The organism is Xenococcus sp. PCC 7305 (assembly GCF_000332055.1).
Lineage (GTDB): Bacteria > Cyanobacteriota > Cyanobacteriia > Cyanobacteriales > Xenococcaceae > Xenococcus.
Genome location: NZ_ALVZ01000091.1, coordinates 1 through 16,905 on the forward strand (window position 1 = coordinate 1; position 16,905 = coordinate 16,905).

The window sequence follows — 16,905 nt, forward strand, 5'->3', positions numbered from 1 at the left end:
AGCGGTGAGACCCCGCGCCGCCGTCAGGCGCAAGGGAACGCTCACCAAGAGAGAGGGCAGAAGGGTAAAACTACTTCTAACTTATCCCTTTAGGTTGAATTCCTCCACTTCTTTAAGTGGAACAGGGCATAGTGGGAGAATTAGACTCACCACTATGTCAGTTACCTTCTGCCTTCTGCCTTCGATTTAAGTGCAAAACTCAAAACGGAGAGGGTGGGATTCGAACCCACGGTACCTCGCGGTACACTCGATTTCAAGTCGAGCGCGATCGACCACTCTGCCACCTCTCCAAAATATGGCTTTAACATCATAGCAAAGTTGAGACGATCAATTACGGGCATTCTGCGATTAATATTGATAGAGAAGCAAAACTACACCAGAAATAAAATGACTACTCACTTTATTACCGCAGAAATCGATCTCCAAGAAACTCCTGTACAACTACAACAGGAAATTGAGGCTCAATTGGCTCAAAAAGGTGAACCTTTGCGTTGGGCTGTTACAGAAATTGATCAAGAACAGGAAAAAGCCACAGTCGAAGCAATTGTAACCACCCAAAAGTAATTCTTGAGTGGCTTTCCGTTGAGATACAATAGCTCACTGCCCAAAATATGGTTGATTGGCGGGACAAAAGATAGTGCGGAGATTGCCAAGGCGATCGCAGATATTCAGGTACCCATAATTGTTACGGTAACAACGCCCTCAGCCAAAAATCTCTATTTATCTGACTGTTCAGTGATAGTAGGCTGTTTCTCTGGCGAAGAAATGGCCTGTTTTTGTCGCCAAGAAGAAATTATTGCCATTATTGATGCTTCCCATCCTTTTGCCACTGAGGTGTCTCAAAATGCGATCGCGATCGCAAAACTCCAGAATATTCCCTATCTGCGATACGAAAGAAATTCTTGTCAGCTATTAGCTAATAATCAATTTCTCACCCTAGATAGTTTTGATGCTTTGCTGAAGGGCGATTATTTGTCGGGACAGCGAGTGCTTCTCACTGTCGGTTGTAAAGTATTGCCCAAGTTCAAAACTTGGCATCAGGATGCGATTCTGTTTACGAGGGTGCTACCGAAAGTGAATTCTTTACAAATTGCCTTAGATTCAGGCTTTACAAGCGATCGCATCATGGCAATTCGGCCTCCCGTCAGTGCTGAGTTGGAGACTGTTTTGTGGCGACAATGGAACATTTCTTTAGTCATCACCAAAGCTTCGGGAAAACCAGGGGGAGAAGACATTAAACGCCAGGTAGCAAAGGGCTTGGGTGTTCGATTGATCACTATTGCTAGACCAAAAATATTTTATCCCGAACAAACTTCCTGTATAAAGAAAATTATGGCATTTTGTCATCAATACAACCCTAATAAGTAAGTTAACTTAGAAGAAAATTATGTCCGATGTAATTACTCCAGAAATCAGCGATCGCATTTGCAAACATATGAATGAGGATCATGCTCAAGCCATAGTTTTGTATGCCAAGGTGTTTGGCAATGCTTCTGAAGCGGAAACCGCAACGATGGATTCTATCGATCCTCAAGGAATGAACCTCACTGCCAGCAGCAAAGGGGAAACCATTCCTGTAAGAATTGATTTTGATCACACCCTCAAGGATTCAGAAGATGCCCATCAAACTTTAATTGCGATGGTAAAGCAAGCAAGAGGGAAATAATTGAAAATTGAAAATTGAAAATTATTAGATTTTTGAGAAAATGACCATTAATATTCATCTTACTAGTAGATGTTTATTTTGCTTGTTTTCTCTTTTTTTGTGATTAGTTGAACAACGAAGTAATAGGTTTTTCCCTAAATCCCCAAATCCCCAAACCCCTCAATCCCTATTCAGAACCAGTAAATTTTATACTCATCGAACCTAGGTTTTTTTATGCAAATGCATTTTTTTTGCAAGATAAGGGAATTGTAAGGAGAAAGTTATTACTCTTGTAAATATTGATTTTATCTGCCAAATATTGAGATAAATAAAGTAAGGTAAGAAACTCGCAATTTTTAGATACTTAGGTATACATAAATTTGTTGAGATTTAAATAAATTTTAAATTTTGGTTAAACTCACTTTTCGTATTTTTCTAATTTGGCTTTAATGCGAAAGTAAATTCAGACAAAATGTAACTAGTACTGGTAAATCGGGGCTTTCTCACTAGTTTTCAGTTCAGGAGTAGTTTAATGGAAGAATCCTCAAAAGATAATAAATTAATTACCCAATTTGAGAATGAGCGTTCGGTACGTCGAATATTAAGAGCATTAAGAGCAAAAAGATCCCATGTTCAAGAAGACCTCGAACAACTTATTGGTTATCTTTCTTCATTAGCACCTGTATCAAACAAAAATTCCGATTCGGAAATTTTATTACAAGCCATAGAAAGACTAGATAAAGATGGGTTTACATCCTTATTGGAACAAATTCTTGATGATTCTGACTGAGACCTTGTCAATTAAGAAGTTAATGCCCAGAAACTTTAAGTTAAACTGTTTGCTCTCCGATGTCTAAATTAAACAACATTTGTAGAGACTCCAAACAAAGACGCCGAGCTTCAATATCCTGTTGTGCTTTAAGCTGTACCATCGGCTCATGAAGAATCTTGTTAACAATACCTCTAGTTAAAGCTTCGATCACATCTTGATGCTTTTCCCCAAATTCTGAACCCAGACGAGATAAGGCCTTTTCCAATTCTTGTTCTCGAATTCCTTCTACTTTGGTACGCAGACAGCTAATAGTGGGCACAGTTTCCAGCGATCGCCACCACAACATATAATTACTGACTTCTTCTTCGATAATTCCTTCGGCTTCCTGGGCCATTTGACGCCGGTTTTCCTGGTTAGCAGCTACTACAGCTTTGAGATCATCTACGTTATAAGCTTGGATCTGTTTCATTTCTTTCACATCTGCGGCAATGTTGCGAGGCACCGAGATGTCAATGAGCATTAAAGATTTATTCTCCGACAGATTCGCTGTTAGTTTGGCTTGATCTAAAATTGGTTCAGTAGCACCAGTACTGGTAAAGACAATATCCGAATCTGCGATCGCGTTCATCATCTCAGATAAAGGATGAAGCTGCAACTGAGCCTTGGGGAATTTCTTCGCCAATTCTTGGGACCTACGATGGGAACGGTTGACAATCGTAATTTGAGTAGCTCCTTTGGCGAGCAAATGTTTTACTAGTAAGCAAGCCATCTTGCCTGCGCCAATGATTGCAAAGCGATAGGGAGTTAAATCTGTCACTTTCATTTGCGCTAGTTCTACCGCAGCCGAACTAATAGAAACCGCTCCTGTGCCAATGCTGGTTTCACTCCTAACTCTTTTGCCTGTAGAAATTGCTTGTTTAAATAAGCGATCTAGCAGTCGCCCTAAACCTTTATATTTTTGACCTAATTTATGAGTAGTCTTGACCTGAGCGAGAATTTGTCCTTCGCCTAAAACCAGACTTTCTAAGCCGCCAGCAACTCGCATTAGGTGGCGCAAAGCATCTTCGTGGAGCAAAGTGAAGAGATGTTTGCGTAATTCGTAGAGGGACACCCGCGCTTTTTCGGCTAAGAATTGAATAATCTCGTTGACTCCTTGTTCCGTCTCTTTAACAATGCTATAAATTTCTAAACGGTTACAAGTACTGATAATTGCCACCTCTTCGATGTGAGGATAACTTCTGAGATGAGCGATCGCTTCCTCGACTTGAGCTTCGGGAATACTTAATTTTTCGCGCACTTCAACAGAAGCTGTTTTATGACTTAGTCCAACAACAATAATATTCATTTCTCGATTCTCAAGGGTTTTCGTTTAATTTTAATATCAAAAAAGTTTTTTATAGTTTTTAAAGCAATCGCCCCCAATATTAAGGTGCTCAGTGCTCGAAGGCAGGGGAAATAAAGAAGATTTAAACCTTCTGCCTTCATTCTTTAGGAGACGATTGGCTTCTGAATTGATCGTAAATGTGGATTAATGCAGTTGTATAGTTTTAGGTGTTTCAAACATATGAACTGTATCTACAAAACGAGCAGTTTTGGATTGGGAAGAAATAACCAAGCTTTGAGTTCTAGCTCCACCTTTAAAGAAGCGAACTCCATTCATTAAAGTACCTGGGGTAATACCAGAAGCGGCAAACAGGACTGTTTCCCCACTAGCTAGCTCTTCAGCTGAGTAAACTTTGTCAGGATCGTGAATCCCCATCTCTGCAAGGCGAGCCAAGTTGCTCTCTTTACTTTCTCCAATAAGACCAGTTTTTACAATCTCAGGATCATAAATCAACTGACCTTGGAAGTGACCGCCCAAGCAACGCATAGCAGCTGCTGAGATTACACCTTCTGGTGCAGCTCCAATCCCCATAAGAGCATGAATATTAGTCCCGGAAAAAGCACAGGACAATGCGGCAGATACGTCACCATCGCTGATTAATCTAACTCTGGCTCCAGCGTCTCTAATCTCTTGGATCAGCCCCTTATGCCGAGAACGATCCATAACAACTACAACCAACTCTTCAATAGAACGATTTAAGCAGTCTGAAATAATTCTTAGGTTCTCAGTTGCTGATTTATTGATATCTACATGACCTCTAGCAGCTGGGGGTGCAGCTAATTTTTTCATGTAAAAATCTGGCGCCGCAAACAGACCACCTTTCTCCGCGATCGCTAAAACCGCCATTGAACCGTTTTGCCCATAAGCAACTAAATTAGTTCCTTCGCAGGGGTCAACTGCAATGTCAATTTCAATCAATTCTTCGGGATTACAGTAGTCTTTAGCGTCTTCGCGGGTACAAATACCGACTTCCTCACCGATATAGAGCATCGGAGCGTCATCCCGCTCCCCCTCACCGATGACGATGCGTCCTCGCATATTAATTTTGTTCATCCGCTCTCGCATGGCTTCTACTGCTACTTCATCAGCAGTATCTTTTTCGCCTTTACCCATCCATTTGGCTGAAGCGATCGCGGCTTGTTCTACCACCTCAATAATTTCTAATCCGAGGGTGTTTTCCACGAAGATTTTCCTCCCTTGTGCAATGTTTTTCCTTGGTATGGCGATGCCTACTCAAGAGAAAAGTCTATCAGAGTGCGGGGTCTTCTTCGATCTTTATTAAGTTTTAATAATTTTTATGGGTTTCTTTGCTAGTCGTAAAGTATGGGAGGGAAAGACATGAGAAGTGCAGCCACACATTGAAATCGCATTTTTTCGGTTACTAATAACTATTAAGTAATTGCCACTATTCTTCATCCAATCTTTACCATGCAAGCCAGAAAATATGCAAAGATCGGAGTTAAAACTATCTATTATAAAATTTTATAAAACCTAAAAAATAATGAATCAGTCTAAAAAAAGTTGGCATCAATATTGGTTAGCTTTAAAATATTATAAATCACCTGCGATCGCAATTTTCCTCTCCACTATAATATTAGCAATTACCGCAGCTCTTAAAATAGAAAGAACTTATACTGTCAACAGTATAATTCAACTCGAATCTCCGAACCAAGAAATCATTGATGCTCTAGGCCAGGAAGAAGCAGATAAGAGCAATAATAGCGAGAATATTGAACCAGAAACTTCAGAAACTGGAGAAATTTCAGAAGAGCCCGCAGCAAACTTACCAAAGCAAGTGTTTGAACAAGTGCAAGCAACTGACAATGGGCTTGAAGATCTCGATTACAATCAATTTGCGGAAAATCTAGAGATCAAGAATGATTCTCTCAGCGATACAATTGAAATTACCTATTCAGGAAAAGATATAGACAGCTCTAAATTGGTGGTGAATTCACTGATTGAATCCTATAGAGAACAACAAGCCCAAACTGAAATTAGCAATGTAGAAAAGATTAAAGATAAAGTTAATCAGCAATTAACCGTAGCCGATAAAAATGCCACAGAAATAGCCAATAAATTAAAGGCTCTGCTCACCAAATATGATCGCAATATTTTAGAGTCTAAACCAGATTATCTGACGAATAAGATTAAAGAACTCGAAGAAAAAATAGCAGCAGCCAAGTCTAAAATCAAAGAAGTTGATGATGAAATAGCTGGCCTCAAAACTAAGTTAGGTCTAAATCTTTCTCCCAACGCAATTGCCGGCGAAGTTTCGGACTCTCCAGAACAACAACAACTGTTAGAAAAATTACAAGAAGTGGAAACTCAACTGATAATTGAAGGTGCCCGCTTCAACTCACAAAGTCCGGTTATTATTAATTTAGAAGCAGAAAAAGCTAAACTAGAAGCTCAAATAAAAGATCAGAATATAGCCACTCAGCAATATGTCTCGGTCAATCAAAACAATAATTCGATAGCGGAAAATACCGAAAAATTGGTTGGTTATGAAGCTGAAAAAAAATCCTTATCGGCCAAAGTCGCCAGTTGGGAAATAGACAAAGCACGCTATCAAAAGGATAATGCGATCGCGCCGGAAGTTCAACAACAATATCAAGAACTAGTAAGCAAAAATAAACGAGCCAAGGAAAAATATAACAAGCTACTAACTAAGGCTCAGCAACTAGATATCTTTTCCGAAGACAATATTGCACAGATCAAAATCATTACTCCTCCCCAAGTCAAAAAAAGCTTAGCCTCTTGGAATAAAGAGATTATCGCAGCTAGTGGTGTTGGACTGGGATTTATGTTGGCATTTGTGGCCGTTTTGATTTTAGAAAAGAGGAATCCAACCTTAAAAAATATTGCCGAAATTGGTGAAGTAGGTAACTCGAAGGTGTTGGGTGAAATTCCCAATTTAAGAAAGTCCGATTTTCATATTTCTCATCGCTGTGATCCTGTTGACCCGGAAAGATTTGTCTTAGAAGCACCATATTCTGTTGCTTGTGAATCTTATAAAATAGTTTACGACAATCTTGCTCAAATTAGTTCGAATCAAGTTATTAAAACAATTACAGTTACAAGTTCTAATACTGCCGAAGGAAAATCAACATTCATCGCTAATCTAGCAGCTCTGACCACTCAATTAGGAAAAAAGGTTCTCATAATCGATACAAATCTCCATACTCCAAAACAGAAGGCAATTTGGCGTATTGATAATAATTTGGGTCTGACCGACATACTCAAAAAAGATGTCGAGTTTGACAATGTCGTGCAAGCTCCTAGTCTCAACTTGAATGTAATTACTGCTGGTTCTATGGTTGAGGACTACTTATCTTTATGGCAATCGGAATCCATGAAAGAATTTATGCTTCATGTTCGGGAAAAATACGATTTAATACTTTTAGATACTTCTGCTGTTGATTTATCGACTGATATCCTCAATATTAGTCAATTCACCGATGGCATTATTCTGGTTGGGAGAATTGGGTTTACAAATCCCCATAAATTGCTAGAAGCCCAAGAACTAATCAAAGCATCTAATCAAGAACTTCTTGGCATTGTGGTTAATGACAAGTTCAAAAGTTGATAATCCAACGTAGAAAACTAGCTGTATTACCCATTACCCATTACCCATTAATCAATTAATCCTTATGAGCATAAGATTTTTGCTCTGGTCTAGTTTTGGGTTCATAGTGAACTACGGGTATTGTTTGTTGTTTTTTTTGGCTATTTGCGATCGCCCAAGCGGCAGCAGCCCCACCAATAAAGCCAAATAAATGACCTTCCCAGGAAATATTCATCGAAGAAGGCAGAAATCCCCAAAGTAATCCTCCATAAAGAAAGAATACGACCAAAGATAAGAGAATAGAAGGTATATTTTTTTGAAAAAGTCCTCTCAGAAGTAAAAAGCCTAGGTAACCATAGATAAGGATGCTAGCACCGATATGAACCGAACTAGGAGACCCAAAAATCCAAATTCCTAAGCCCCCAATAATCATCGAAAACACAGAAACAATATAAAAATGTCTGGTCTTCTGGAGCATAGTTAACCATCCTAAGGTCACAAATGGGATGGTGTTCGCGATGAGATGACTAAAACTGCCATGAAGAAAAGGCGCGAAGAGTATTCCTCTTAATCCAATTAGTTTATGTGGCCTTATCCCAAATCTATCTAATTGTCCGTTAAAAAGAACATGGTCAATAATTTCTATAACCCAGAAAATTCCAATTATAGTTAAAAGTGTTTTAAGCTCTTTTATAAAAGATTTTTTGCGACGACTGTTCATGGATAATTAATAATCAATAATTAATAATTTTTACTCGCTCTTTGTTGATCATTTTCTGCGATCAATACCGAATGTACCTCACTTAGAAGAAAGTCGCTATAATTCAACCCCTCACATCTATCGTGAATTAGTAGCGTCAAGTTTATTGGGCTTCGCCCTTGAGGGCAGACGGCAGAACGAATCATGTTTATGCGGAAAATTGCCAAGTCGGGAATATTCCCGATCAGGCGATCGCATTTTTAAATGTTCCTAGTACGTCTCAGAATGAGGATCAAATGAGGATACAGGTAAGTTTGGCTAATTTTTCCCGTGGGAAACAAGAATACAAGATATAATTTGTTACGAAAGCCATTAAGAAAGATTAAGCAGTCTATGAGCAATCCAGTCGTCGATGCCTTTTTTTTAGGTAGAGCCTTTGCCGAAGTCCTAAGCGAAAAGCTAGAAGGGGTCTATACCCAAACTGTTAATGAACTGGGAAAATTTGACGCTGAGCAAAGAGAGCAGCTAAGGCAATTCATCGAAGAAGTCCAAACTCGCGCCCAACAGGCAGATAGAAATACAACTACAACTGCCTCACGTTCAACAACTACTAGCTCCAATACAACAAGTTCTGGCACCACAAGCAACGACTACAACTTCAATGCTGTCTCTTCCCCTGGTGATTTACAGACAATGCTCGATCAGCTAAGGGCCGAAATTGCTAGTTTAAGAGCAGAGTTAAAAAAATATCGCAATCCATAACACAAATATTGTTGCTGCATTAAGAAACCGTACTTTATTAAATTTAATTAAAAAAAACGAGTGTCTGCCCTTTCTTCCAAATCCAAAACCCTAGTGAAATATGATCCTGACAGTTCGCAGCGATCCCTAAAGCCAGAAAAAGTTGATACCAAATCCTATCGTTGGAATCGCAAAAAATATTCCCGCACTCGTCGTCGATTAGATATCTGGACTTTTGTGCTTGCTCTGTCTGTAGCGCTATGGCGCAATAATCGTAAATGGACTTATAGTGGGGGTTTTAGTGAAGAAAAATTAGCCGCCAGAAGATATAAGCAAGCAGTATGGATTAGGGAAAGTTTACTTGAGTTGGGGCCAACCTTTATTAAAGCAGGTCAATTATTTTCGACTCGTGCGGATTTGTTTCCCGCAGAATATGTTGCGGAACTAACAAAGCTACAAGATAGAGTTCCTGCTTTTAGTTATGAGCAAGTAGCTGCCATTATCGAAGAGGATTTAGGCAAACCCATTAAGCAATTATTCCGCAAATTCGATCCGATACCCTTAGCCGCAGCAAGCTTAGGGCAGGTGCATAAAGCACAACTTCATAACGGGGAAGAGGTTGCTATCAAAGTACAGCGCCCAGGATTGCAGCAATTATTTACCATTGACCTGGGGATATTAAAACAAATTGCCCGTTATTTCCAAAATCATCCTCGTTGGGGCAAAGGAAAAGATTGGCTAGGGATTTATGAAGAATGCTCTCGCATTCTTTGGGAAGAAACCGACTATCTTAATGAGGGGCGGAATGCTGATACTTTTCGTCGCAACTTCCGAGATGAGGATTGGGTAAGCGTACCAAGGGTTTCTTGGCGTTATACATCCCCAAGAGTTCTAACCCTTGAATATCTTCCAGGAATTAAAATCAGTCATTATGAAGCTCTGGAGGCCGCAGGTTTAGATCGCAAACTTCTAGCCAGATTAGGAGCCAAAGCTTATCTTCATCAACTATTAACCGATGGTTTCTTTCATGCCGATCCCCATCCAGGCAATATTGCCGTCAGCCCAGATGGTACCTTGATTTTCTACGATTTTGGCATGATGGGGCAAATTAAGAACAATATCCGTGAAAAATTAATGGATACTTTGTTTGGCATTTCTCAAAAAAATGGTTCTCTGGTAGTCGATTCTCTGATTGAGCTTGGTGCATTAGTCCCCACAGGAGACCTCACTCCCGTAAGAAGATCGGTGCAATATATGCTAGATAACTTTATGGATAAGCCCTTTGAGGAGCAATCTGTAGATGCCATTAGCGAAGATCTTTATGAGATTGCCTATGGCCAACCTTTTCGCTTTCCTGCCACCTTCACTTTTGTCATGCGAGCTTTTTCCACTCTAGAAGGTGTCGGTAAAGGATTAGATCCCAATTTTAACTTTATGGAAGTCGCACAACCATTCGCAATGCAGATTATGAGTGAGAATAATAATGGTAATGGCACTATTTTTGATGAGCTGGGCAAGCAGGCTGTGAAAGTTGGTAGCAGTGCCCTAGGGCTGCCAAGAAGAATTGAGGATACAATAGAAAAACTGGAAAGAGGAGATTTACGGGTACGAACTCGTTCTCTAGAATCTGAAAGAATATTGCGCCGTTTGGGCGCAGTTCAGTTGGGGACGAACTACACCATATTATTCAGTGCTTTTGCCCTGTGTGCCACATTGTTGCTAGTTAATGGTTATAATGTCTTAGCAGCAATCGCTTTGGTAATAGCTATTATACCTGGTTGGTCATTGCTACGGTTATTGAGGCGTATTGACCGCATTGATCGTATGTTTTAACATTGTCGATATTATTGTACGAATTTTTTATGAAACGTCGCTTTGTAGGCCTTACAGATACAGGAGTAGTGCGGACTGCCAATCAAGACAGTCATTCTATCGATGATCCCCAAGGACGCTTTTTTATCGTAGCTGATGGGATGGGTGGCCATGCTGGAGGAGAAGAAGCTAGCAGAATTGCCACTGAGCAAATCAAAGCCTATCTCGAAGTGCATTGGGACGATACTGAGATGTCTTCGGGGCAATTGCTTGAAGAGGCAATCGATAAGGCCAATAAAAGCATTTTAGCGGACCAGGAGGAGCATCCTGAACGGAAGGACATGGGGACTACTGTGGTCGTAACAATTTTCCGCGATCGCCCTTGGTGTGCTCATGTGGGAGATTCCCGTTTGTACCTATGGCGTAAGTCTGAACTAGAACAAGTAACAGAAGATCATACTTGGGTTAGTCTTGCTATCAAATCGGGCGAAATAAGCAAGGAGCAGGCAAAGCACCATCCTTGGCGTCATGTTTTGTCCCAATGTTTGGGGCGTAAGGATTTATATAAAATTGATTTACAAGAATTGGATGTCCAACCAGGAGATGTGATTCTGATGTGCAGTGATGGTTTGACGGAAGAAGTCCCCGATGAAAAAATTCAGGACTTTTTGTCGGAATGTGAAACCTGTGAACAGACAGCCGAAAAGCTCATCGAAGCTGCGAAGGAAGCAGGCGGTTCCGATAACATTACAGTAGTCTTGGTCGCAGCAGATGATTAGTATTGCACAATGAATGTATTTACAAAATCTGTATCTGCGAGCATTTCGTAATTATCTTGAGCAAGAAGTCGTATTTCATAGCCAGAAAACTATTATTGTCGGCAATAATGCTCAGGGAAAGTCGAATCTCCTCGAAGCTATAGAACTGCTCGCAACTTTGAAAAGTCATCGAGCATTGCGCGATCGCGAGCTGGTTTTAGATGGTGAAGTAGCCGGACAAATAGAAGCCACTGTCAAAAGAGTTTATGGGACGGCAGATTTAACGATTAAGTTACGCAAACAGGGTAAAAGAACATTTGCCGTTAATCACGAATCATTACGCCGTTCTGTTGATTTTTTAGGATATTTAAACGCAGTCCAGTTTTCTGGTTTAGATCTAGATTTGGTTCGCGGTGGCCCTGAGTCTCGTCGGGATTGGATTGATGGGTTATTAATTCAGTTAGAACCAGTTTATGCTCATATTTTGCAGCAGTATCATCAGGTTCTACGCCAGCGCAATGCTTTATTAAAAGCGATTCGTAAACAAGAACAGGATCGGCAATTGGGGCTGTCAACCACTGCGATTGATCGGCAACAGTTAGCACTTTGGGATGCACAACTCGCCGCCTCAGGTTCTAGGGTTACTCGGAGAAGAGCCAGAGTATTAACTAGACTCGCGCCGATCGCCCAATCTTGGCATGATCGCATTAGTGGTAAAACTGAAATGCTGCAAATTGAATACGCGCCTAATGTAGAGTGGACAGAGGATGAACCAGAAAAGGTGCAACTTGCTTTCCTAGAAAAAATGGAACTACGTCGTAATGCTGAATATTATCAGGGAAAAACCGTTGTCGGAACCCATCGCGATGAAATAGATTTTACGATTGATGGCACTCCTGCTCGTTATTATGGTTCTCAAGGTCAACAACGAACTCTGGTGCTGGCGTTGAAGTTGGCAGAATTAGAACTAATCGAAGAAATTATTGGAGAACCACCTTTATTATTATTAGATGATGTCTTAGCAGAGTTGGACCCCAACCGTCAGAATCAACTTCTAGAGACTATTGGCGATCGCTTTCAAACTTTTATTACCACAACTCACCTAAGCTCTTTTAATCATGATTGGATTCAAGATTCCCAAATTCTTACTGTCAAAGCAGGGAAAATAGTCGAACATTGATGCTTGCGGCAATAGATCTTTGGCTCAATTAATTAGAAACTAATTCGAGTTCTTACGGTTCCTATCCAAAGAGCATAGTCATCATTGCGATCTGGATTGATAATGACAAAAAAACCAGGAGTAATTTCAATATTTTTATTAATTTCAATACGATAGAGAGCTTCAATATGGAAGGGAGTTTCTTCTGTAATTAGGCTCTTGTCATCATGATCTGCGATCGCTGGAGGTACTCCAATTATAATACCGCCAAAGTTATTTTCTGCCCATAAATCGGGAAAGGCTAGAGTCAATGCTCCATTAAGAATAGTTGCCCGCTCACTGCCATTTTGCTGTTGAGAAGCTTGAGTATAACCAAACCAACCGCCTATTTCAAGGCCAGAAGTAATTGCCCAGTTGAATTGTAAGCCGAAATTATCAGAAGTTGTTGCTTTGTTGCCAAAAGGCTGGTTAGCATCTTCAACTCCAGTGCCACTTAGAAGATTGAGATCATTAATTCTTTGATAACTATGGGTATAGGCTAGAGCAACAGCCAAATCATCCTCCGGTTTAATCATTAATTGAGCGATCGCGCTAGCCGAACTATCGAATAACCCTTTCCCTTTCTCGGGATTAGCAACATCTTGACTATTAATGACATAACCAGCATTAACCAAGATCTTCTTGCTGAATTCATGCTTAATCCCAATTCCAGAACCGCCAGGTCCGCGCAACGTGGCCGGATCTCTTCTCCCAAAGCGAGAAATAGCACCATCACCACTGCTAGAAAAAGGATTTAAGACTTCTCCAATATCGTTTAAGCCTACTCCTGTAGTGCCGAAAACCATCTTAGTGCGATCGCCAAGTTTAAATGTATAGGAAAGTTCGGCAAGCTTAGTGCGATTATCGCTACTGCCATCTACACTTAAACGACTTAATAAAGTATCTGTTACGTTATCCAAACGACCAATATTTCTATTTTCTAACCGAATATTCAGTTTATCCTGACCAGAAAAACTAGTCCCAAAATCCAATCTAGTTCTAAATCCAGAAAAAGTTTGGCTGTCATCTTCTTGCCCAAAACTATCAGCTAAAAAAAATAAAATCTGACCATTAAGTTTAGCTGTTGGAGAAAAATTATTAGATTTTAGTTGAGTAATATTAGTTTCAAGCTGTTTCACCTTTGCTGACAAATTAGCTAATTCCAAAGCGAAATCTTGTCTTAGTCTTTGCAAAATAGCTAAATCTTCCTGAGAGATAGGATTTTCCCTCGACCTCAAACAGTTATCCAATTCTAATGCAAATTCATAGCGACTAATAATTCTACTGTTTTTCGTTAATTCTGCTGTGCAGATATTGTTTTCGGCCAAAGATTGTAATGCTTGAAACTCCCAGTCTGTAAGTTGAATCGATTTCAATTTATATATAAAGTTCACATCTTCTAGTTCATTGGCTAGTTCATTGGCTGAAGCAACAGAAGAACCAAGCATAGATATAATCGTAACAACTCCTAAGTTAATAATTAATTGCGATATTTTTGTCATTAAAATTTAAAAGCAACCGAAAATAAGCAATAGATTCAATTATGCTAAATATCTTTATTTGTATAGTACAGTCTAAAATAGAAGCATAATTTTGAGACTTGCATAGCATCGTATTATTTAGGCTGCTGCCAATGTTAATTGGGGAAACAACTGTCGATCAATTGGCAATAAACCCTGTAAGATCGACTGCTGTTTAGCATGAGGATAATGAATCACACCTAAGTTATTAGAAGTATCTAAAGGTATCTTAGCTCCCAAAGTTTTTTCTAAAATCTGACAAAGACTTTCTTCCCGAACAATAATTAATCCTGTAACTAAAGTCTCATGATTAGCAGAATGCTTTTTCTTTTGTCTGGCAAAAATTGTTTGCTGCCAAATTTCGAGAAAACTATCTTGTGGCATGGGAAAATGAACAGCTTTATGATTACTTCTGAGAAAATTACTAACTAATATTTCTGATGCCTCGCAATTATCGCTTAAAACTAAATCAATCAAATCACGATCAATCAATTCGCATAAGCAAGAGTTTAACAATAGTTTTCTGCTCACTTGATTGGAAACCAAAAGCCATCGCCAACCTTGCTTACCTTCTTTAAGCTTGGGCAAGTGTTCTCCTAGATGATTAGTGAAATTTAAACATTTTAATTTTGCTATAGAAGAATTGTTTGTGGGAAATTCTAAGTAACTAATGCCACAATTAGATTGTTGTAAACTGTGGTAATCCTTTGGCTCTAAGCTAATCGCTGTACTGATTAAGGCTCGGTTTGTTCCCCCATGGGCAATAATTAAAATTGTCTGGCCTTGATGTTTATCTAAAATCTCTTGCCAAAAACTTTGAGCTTTTTTAAATAATTCCCGAACAGGGAAAAAAGAATTATCAAAAGTAAATAGGTGGGGCGTTTCTTGCCAACAATGATAAGCTTTAGGAAATTTTTCTCTAACCTCTTGATAAAATAATCCCTGCCAATCTGACATATTAATTTCAGTTAGCTTCGGAGCTACAATGATGGGCGGTAAATTATCATTGGTATTTCCTAATGCAGTCGTAATCTCTTGTGCGGTTTCTTGGACTCTAGTTAAAGGACTACTATAGATGGCATCAAAGGTGAATTGTTGCAACGCTAATCCCGTTTGGTAAGCAGCCTGATGTCCTTTTTCTGTTAGAACAGATTCATCACTAGAACCTTGATATCTGCCTTGTTCATTATAAGTAGTTCGTCCATGGCGGACAATAATGATTTTGGTTGAAGAAGTGACAGAATTTGAGGATTTTGTAAGATTGGACAAAGATATAATATTATTCATAATTGGTGAGTGGTTTCGCACTATTTTTTTGGTAGCATATGTGTATCGATATGCTCAGGCTATTAATAATAAACAAAAAATCTACGAATCAAAGTTTGGTTATTACTAGTTATTACTTGTTGTCTTTATGCAGTAAAGCTGGCTCTTTTTTGTTATTTGAAGAATTCCCATAATATTCTTGATACCATTGAACAAATTTTCTCAATCCAACTTCAATCGAGGTAGTTGGTTGGAAGCCGATGTCTACCATCAACTCATCAATATCTGCCCAGGTAGCAACAACATCTCCGGGTTGCATTGGTAATAATTTTTTATGTGTCGATTGACCCATAATCTCCTCAATCGTAGTAATGAAATCGTTGAGTTCTATTGGGTTGTTATTGCCAATATTATATATTTTGTAAGAAGATTGTTGCGATGTACTTTGGGGAATTTTTTTGATTACCCGAACAACACCTTCGACAATATCATCGATATAGGTAAAGTCACGCTTCATTTTGCCAAAATTATAGACATCAATCGATTGTCTTTCCGCGATCGCTTTAACAAACTTAAAATAAGCCATGTCTGGTCTACCCCAAGGCCCATACACCGTAAAAAACCGCAAGCCAGTCACAGGGATTTGATATAAATGACTATAAGCATGGGCAATCAATTCATTGGCTTTTTTGGTGGCTGCATAGAGAGAAATCGGGTGATCGACATTATCAGTGACGGCAAAAGGAATTTTGGTGTTGGCTCCATAAACTGAACTGGAAGATGCAAATACTAAATGCTGAATTTTATTATGACGACAGCCTTCTAGAATATTAGTAAAGCCTACTAAATTACTGTCAACATAGGCATAAGGATTGTTCAGTGAATAACGAACTCCAGCTTGGGCAGCGAGATGAACAACAAAATCAAATTTATGCTGGGAGAATAGTTTCGTAACCGAGGCACGATCGCTAATATCTAGATAATTAAAGACAAATTTTTTGTCAGGTAAGAGTTGGGCTAAGCGATCTTGTTTAAGGTTGACATCATAATAGTCATTAAGATTATCAATACCATGAATTTGACACCCGTCTGATAATAATCTTTTTGCCAAATGATAGCCAATAAAGCCAGCTATTCCAGTAATCAAAATTTTCATTATTTGCTAAGTAAACAAAAAGTGAGGAAAATAAATACAGTAAAGAAGAATCAAGAGAAGTATTTACTATTTGACTCTAGGATATTAGATTAATCTATTCCAATGAAGAGGATATGAAGCTTTTGTGAGATTTTTTTCATCTTGAATCTTATTTATTGAGCGCTATAAATAATGATCAATTCTTTAAGAATTAATAGGTGTAAATTATTTTGCATCAAAAATATAGTTAATTAACGTGAGTTCGACGAAAATTTGAGAGAAAAGAAAGGCTGACATTGTATACTCATAATAAGCAGAATTAGAGAATCTCAGCTAATTTTATGATGACATCAAGATTAGATATCACAGCAATTTTTTGCGACGTAGATGATTTTTGTCTCCAGTGGTC

Annotated in this window: 17 protein-coding genes and 1 tRNA gene; 11 read left to right on the forward strand and 7 right to left on the reverse strand. The window is 39.0% G+C overall.

All coding sequences use genetic code 11. The annotated features are described in order from the left end of the window. On the forward strand, positions 1-190 hold a 190-nt coding region (locus tag XEN7305_RS29640; RefSeq protein ID WP_238568929.1), incomplete at its 5' end, for a hypothetical protein. 15 nt (positions 191-205) lie between these two features. On the opposite strand, the gene XEN7305_RS03385 is transcribed toward XEN7305_RS29640, so the two are convergent. Further along, positions 206-290: transfer RNA gene (locus XEN7305_RS03385), tRNA-Ser, on the reverse strand. Between the two features lie 97 nt (positions 291-387). Here XEN7305_RS03385 and XEN7305_RS29265 point away from each other — a divergent pair. From XEN7305_RS29265 to XEN7305_RS03400, 4 genes are all read left to right on the forward strand, one after another. Beyond that, complete coding sequence (locus tag XEN7305_RS29265; protein ID WP_006507933.1) at positions 388-564, forward strand: hypothetical protein; 177 nt, start codon at positions 388-390, stop codon at positions 562-564. A 3-nt stretch (positions 565-567) separates the two neighbouring features. Continuing rightward, positions 568-1,368, forward strand: a complete 801-nt coding sequence (locus XEN7305_RS03390; protein WP_006507934.1) for a cobalt-precorrin-6A reductase — start codon at positions 568-570, stop codon at positions 1,366-1,368. 19 nt (positions 1,369-1,387) lie between these two features. After that, a complete protein-coding gene (locus XEN7305_RS03395) occupies positions 1,388-1,666 on the forward strand; it encodes a DUF2470 domain-containing protein (RefSeq protein WP_006507935.1) in 279 nt (92 codons plus the stop codon). Between the two features lie 511 nt (positions 1,667-2,177). Next, a complete protein-coding gene (locus tag XEN7305_RS03400; protein WP_006507936.1) occupies positions 2,178-2,435 on the forward strand; it encodes a hypothetical protein in 258 nt (85 codons plus the stop codon). 40 nt (positions 2,436-2,475) lie between these two features. Here the strand turns inward: XEN7305_RS03400 and XEN7305_RS03405 are convergent, their stop codons facing one another. Both XEN7305_RS03405 and glpX read right to left on the reverse strand, forming a co-directional pair. Continuing rightward, a complete protein-coding gene (locus XEN7305_RS03405; RefSeq protein ID WP_006507937.1) occupies positions 2,476-3,762 on the reverse strand; it encodes a glutamyl-tRNA reductase in 1,287 nt (428 codons plus the stop codon). A gap of 183 nt (positions 3,763-3,945) precedes the next feature. Next, the gene (gene glpX, locus XEN7305_RS03410) at positions 3,946-4,983 is read right to left on the reverse strand and encodes a class II fructose-bisphosphatase (RefSeq protein WP_006507938.1); all 1,038 of its coding nucleotides are present in this window, start codon (positions 4,981-4,983) and stop codon (positions 3,946-3,948) included. A 319-nt stretch (positions 4,984-5,302) separates the two neighbouring features. Between glpX and XEN7305_RS03415 the strand changes: the two genes are divergently transcribed. Continuing rightward, entirely contained in the window at positions 5,303-7,387 is a 2,085-nt protein-coding gene (locus XEN7305_RS03415) for a polysaccharide biosynthesis tyrosine autokinase (protein ID WP_006507939.1), read from the forward strand. Positions 7,388-7,442: 55 nt separating this feature from the next. Here the strand turns inward: XEN7305_RS03415 and XEN7305_RS03420 are convergent, their stop codons facing one another. Then, a complete protein-coding gene (locus XEN7305_RS03420) occupies positions 7,443-8,087 on the reverse strand; it encodes a rhomboid family intramembrane serine protease (protein ID WP_006507940.1) in 645 nt (214 codons plus the stop codon). 158 nt (positions 8,088-8,245) lie between these two features. On the opposite strand from XEN7305_RS03420, the gene XEN7305_RS28860 reads away from it, so the two are divergent. The 5 genes from XEN7305_RS28860 to recF are packed head-to-tail and all read left to right on the forward strand — an operon-like array spanning position 8,246 to position 12,557. Beyond that, positions 8,246-8,422: a hypothetical protein gene (locus tag XEN7305_RS28860; protein WP_158500375.1), complete on the forward strand. Its 177-nt coding sequence runs from the start codon at positions 8,246-8,248 to the stop codon at positions 8,420-8,422. A gap of 37 nt (positions 8,423-8,459) precedes the next feature. Beyond that, on the forward strand, positions 8,460-8,828 hold the full coding sequence (locus XEN7305_RS03425; protein ID WP_006507941.1) for a DUF6825 family protein: 369 nt from the start codon (positions 8,460-8,462) through the stop codon (positions 8,826-8,828). A gap of 60 nt (positions 8,829-8,888) precedes the next feature. After that, complete coding sequence (locus tag XEN7305_RS03430) at positions 8,889-10,640, forward strand: AarF/ABC1/UbiB kinase family protein (RefSeq protein ID WP_006507942.1); 1,752 nt, start codon at positions 8,889-8,891, stop codon at positions 10,638-10,640. A gap of 29 nt (positions 10,641-10,669) precedes the next feature. Next, the gene (locus tag XEN7305_RS03435) at positions 10,670-11,398 is read left to right on the forward strand and encodes a Stp1/IreP family PP2C-type Ser/Thr phosphatase (protein WP_006507943.1); all 729 of its coding nucleotides are present in this window, start codon (positions 10,670-10,672) and stop codon (positions 11,396-11,398) included. A gap of 13 nt (positions 11,399-11,411) precedes the next feature. After that, positions 11,412-12,557 (forward strand): DNA replication/repair protein RecF, encoded by a 1,146-nt coding sequence (gene recF / locus XEN7305_RS03440; protein WP_006507944.1) that lies wholly within the window; start codon positions 11,412-11,414, stop codon positions 12,555-12,557. A 32-nt stretch (positions 12,558-12,589) separates the two neighbouring features. Here recF and XEN7305_RS03445 read toward each other — a convergent pair whose 3' ends face one another. The 3 genes from XEN7305_RS03445 to XEN7305_RS03455 form a co-directional block, all read right to left on the reverse strand. Further along, positions 12,590-14,077 carry an iron uptake porin gene (locus tag XEN7305_RS03445; protein WP_006507945.1) on the reverse strand — a complete coding sequence of 496 codons (1,488 nt, stop codon included), beginning with the start codon at positions 14,075-14,077 and terminating at the stop codon, positions 12,590-12,592. A gap of 117 nt (positions 14,078-14,194) precedes the next feature. Further along, the gene (locus XEN7305_RS03450; RefSeq protein WP_006507946.1) at positions 14,195-15,382 is read right to left on the reverse strand and encodes a histidine phosphatase family protein; all 1,188 of its coding nucleotides are present in this window, start codon (positions 15,380-15,382) and stop codon (positions 14,195-14,197) included. A gap of 112 nt (positions 15,383-15,494) precedes the next feature. Then, entirely contained in the window at positions 15,495-16,517 is a 1,023-nt protein-coding gene (locus tag XEN7305_RS03455; RefSeq protein WP_006507947.1) for an NAD-dependent epimerase, read from the reverse strand. Between the last annotated feature and the right edge of the window lie 388 nt (positions 16,518-16,905).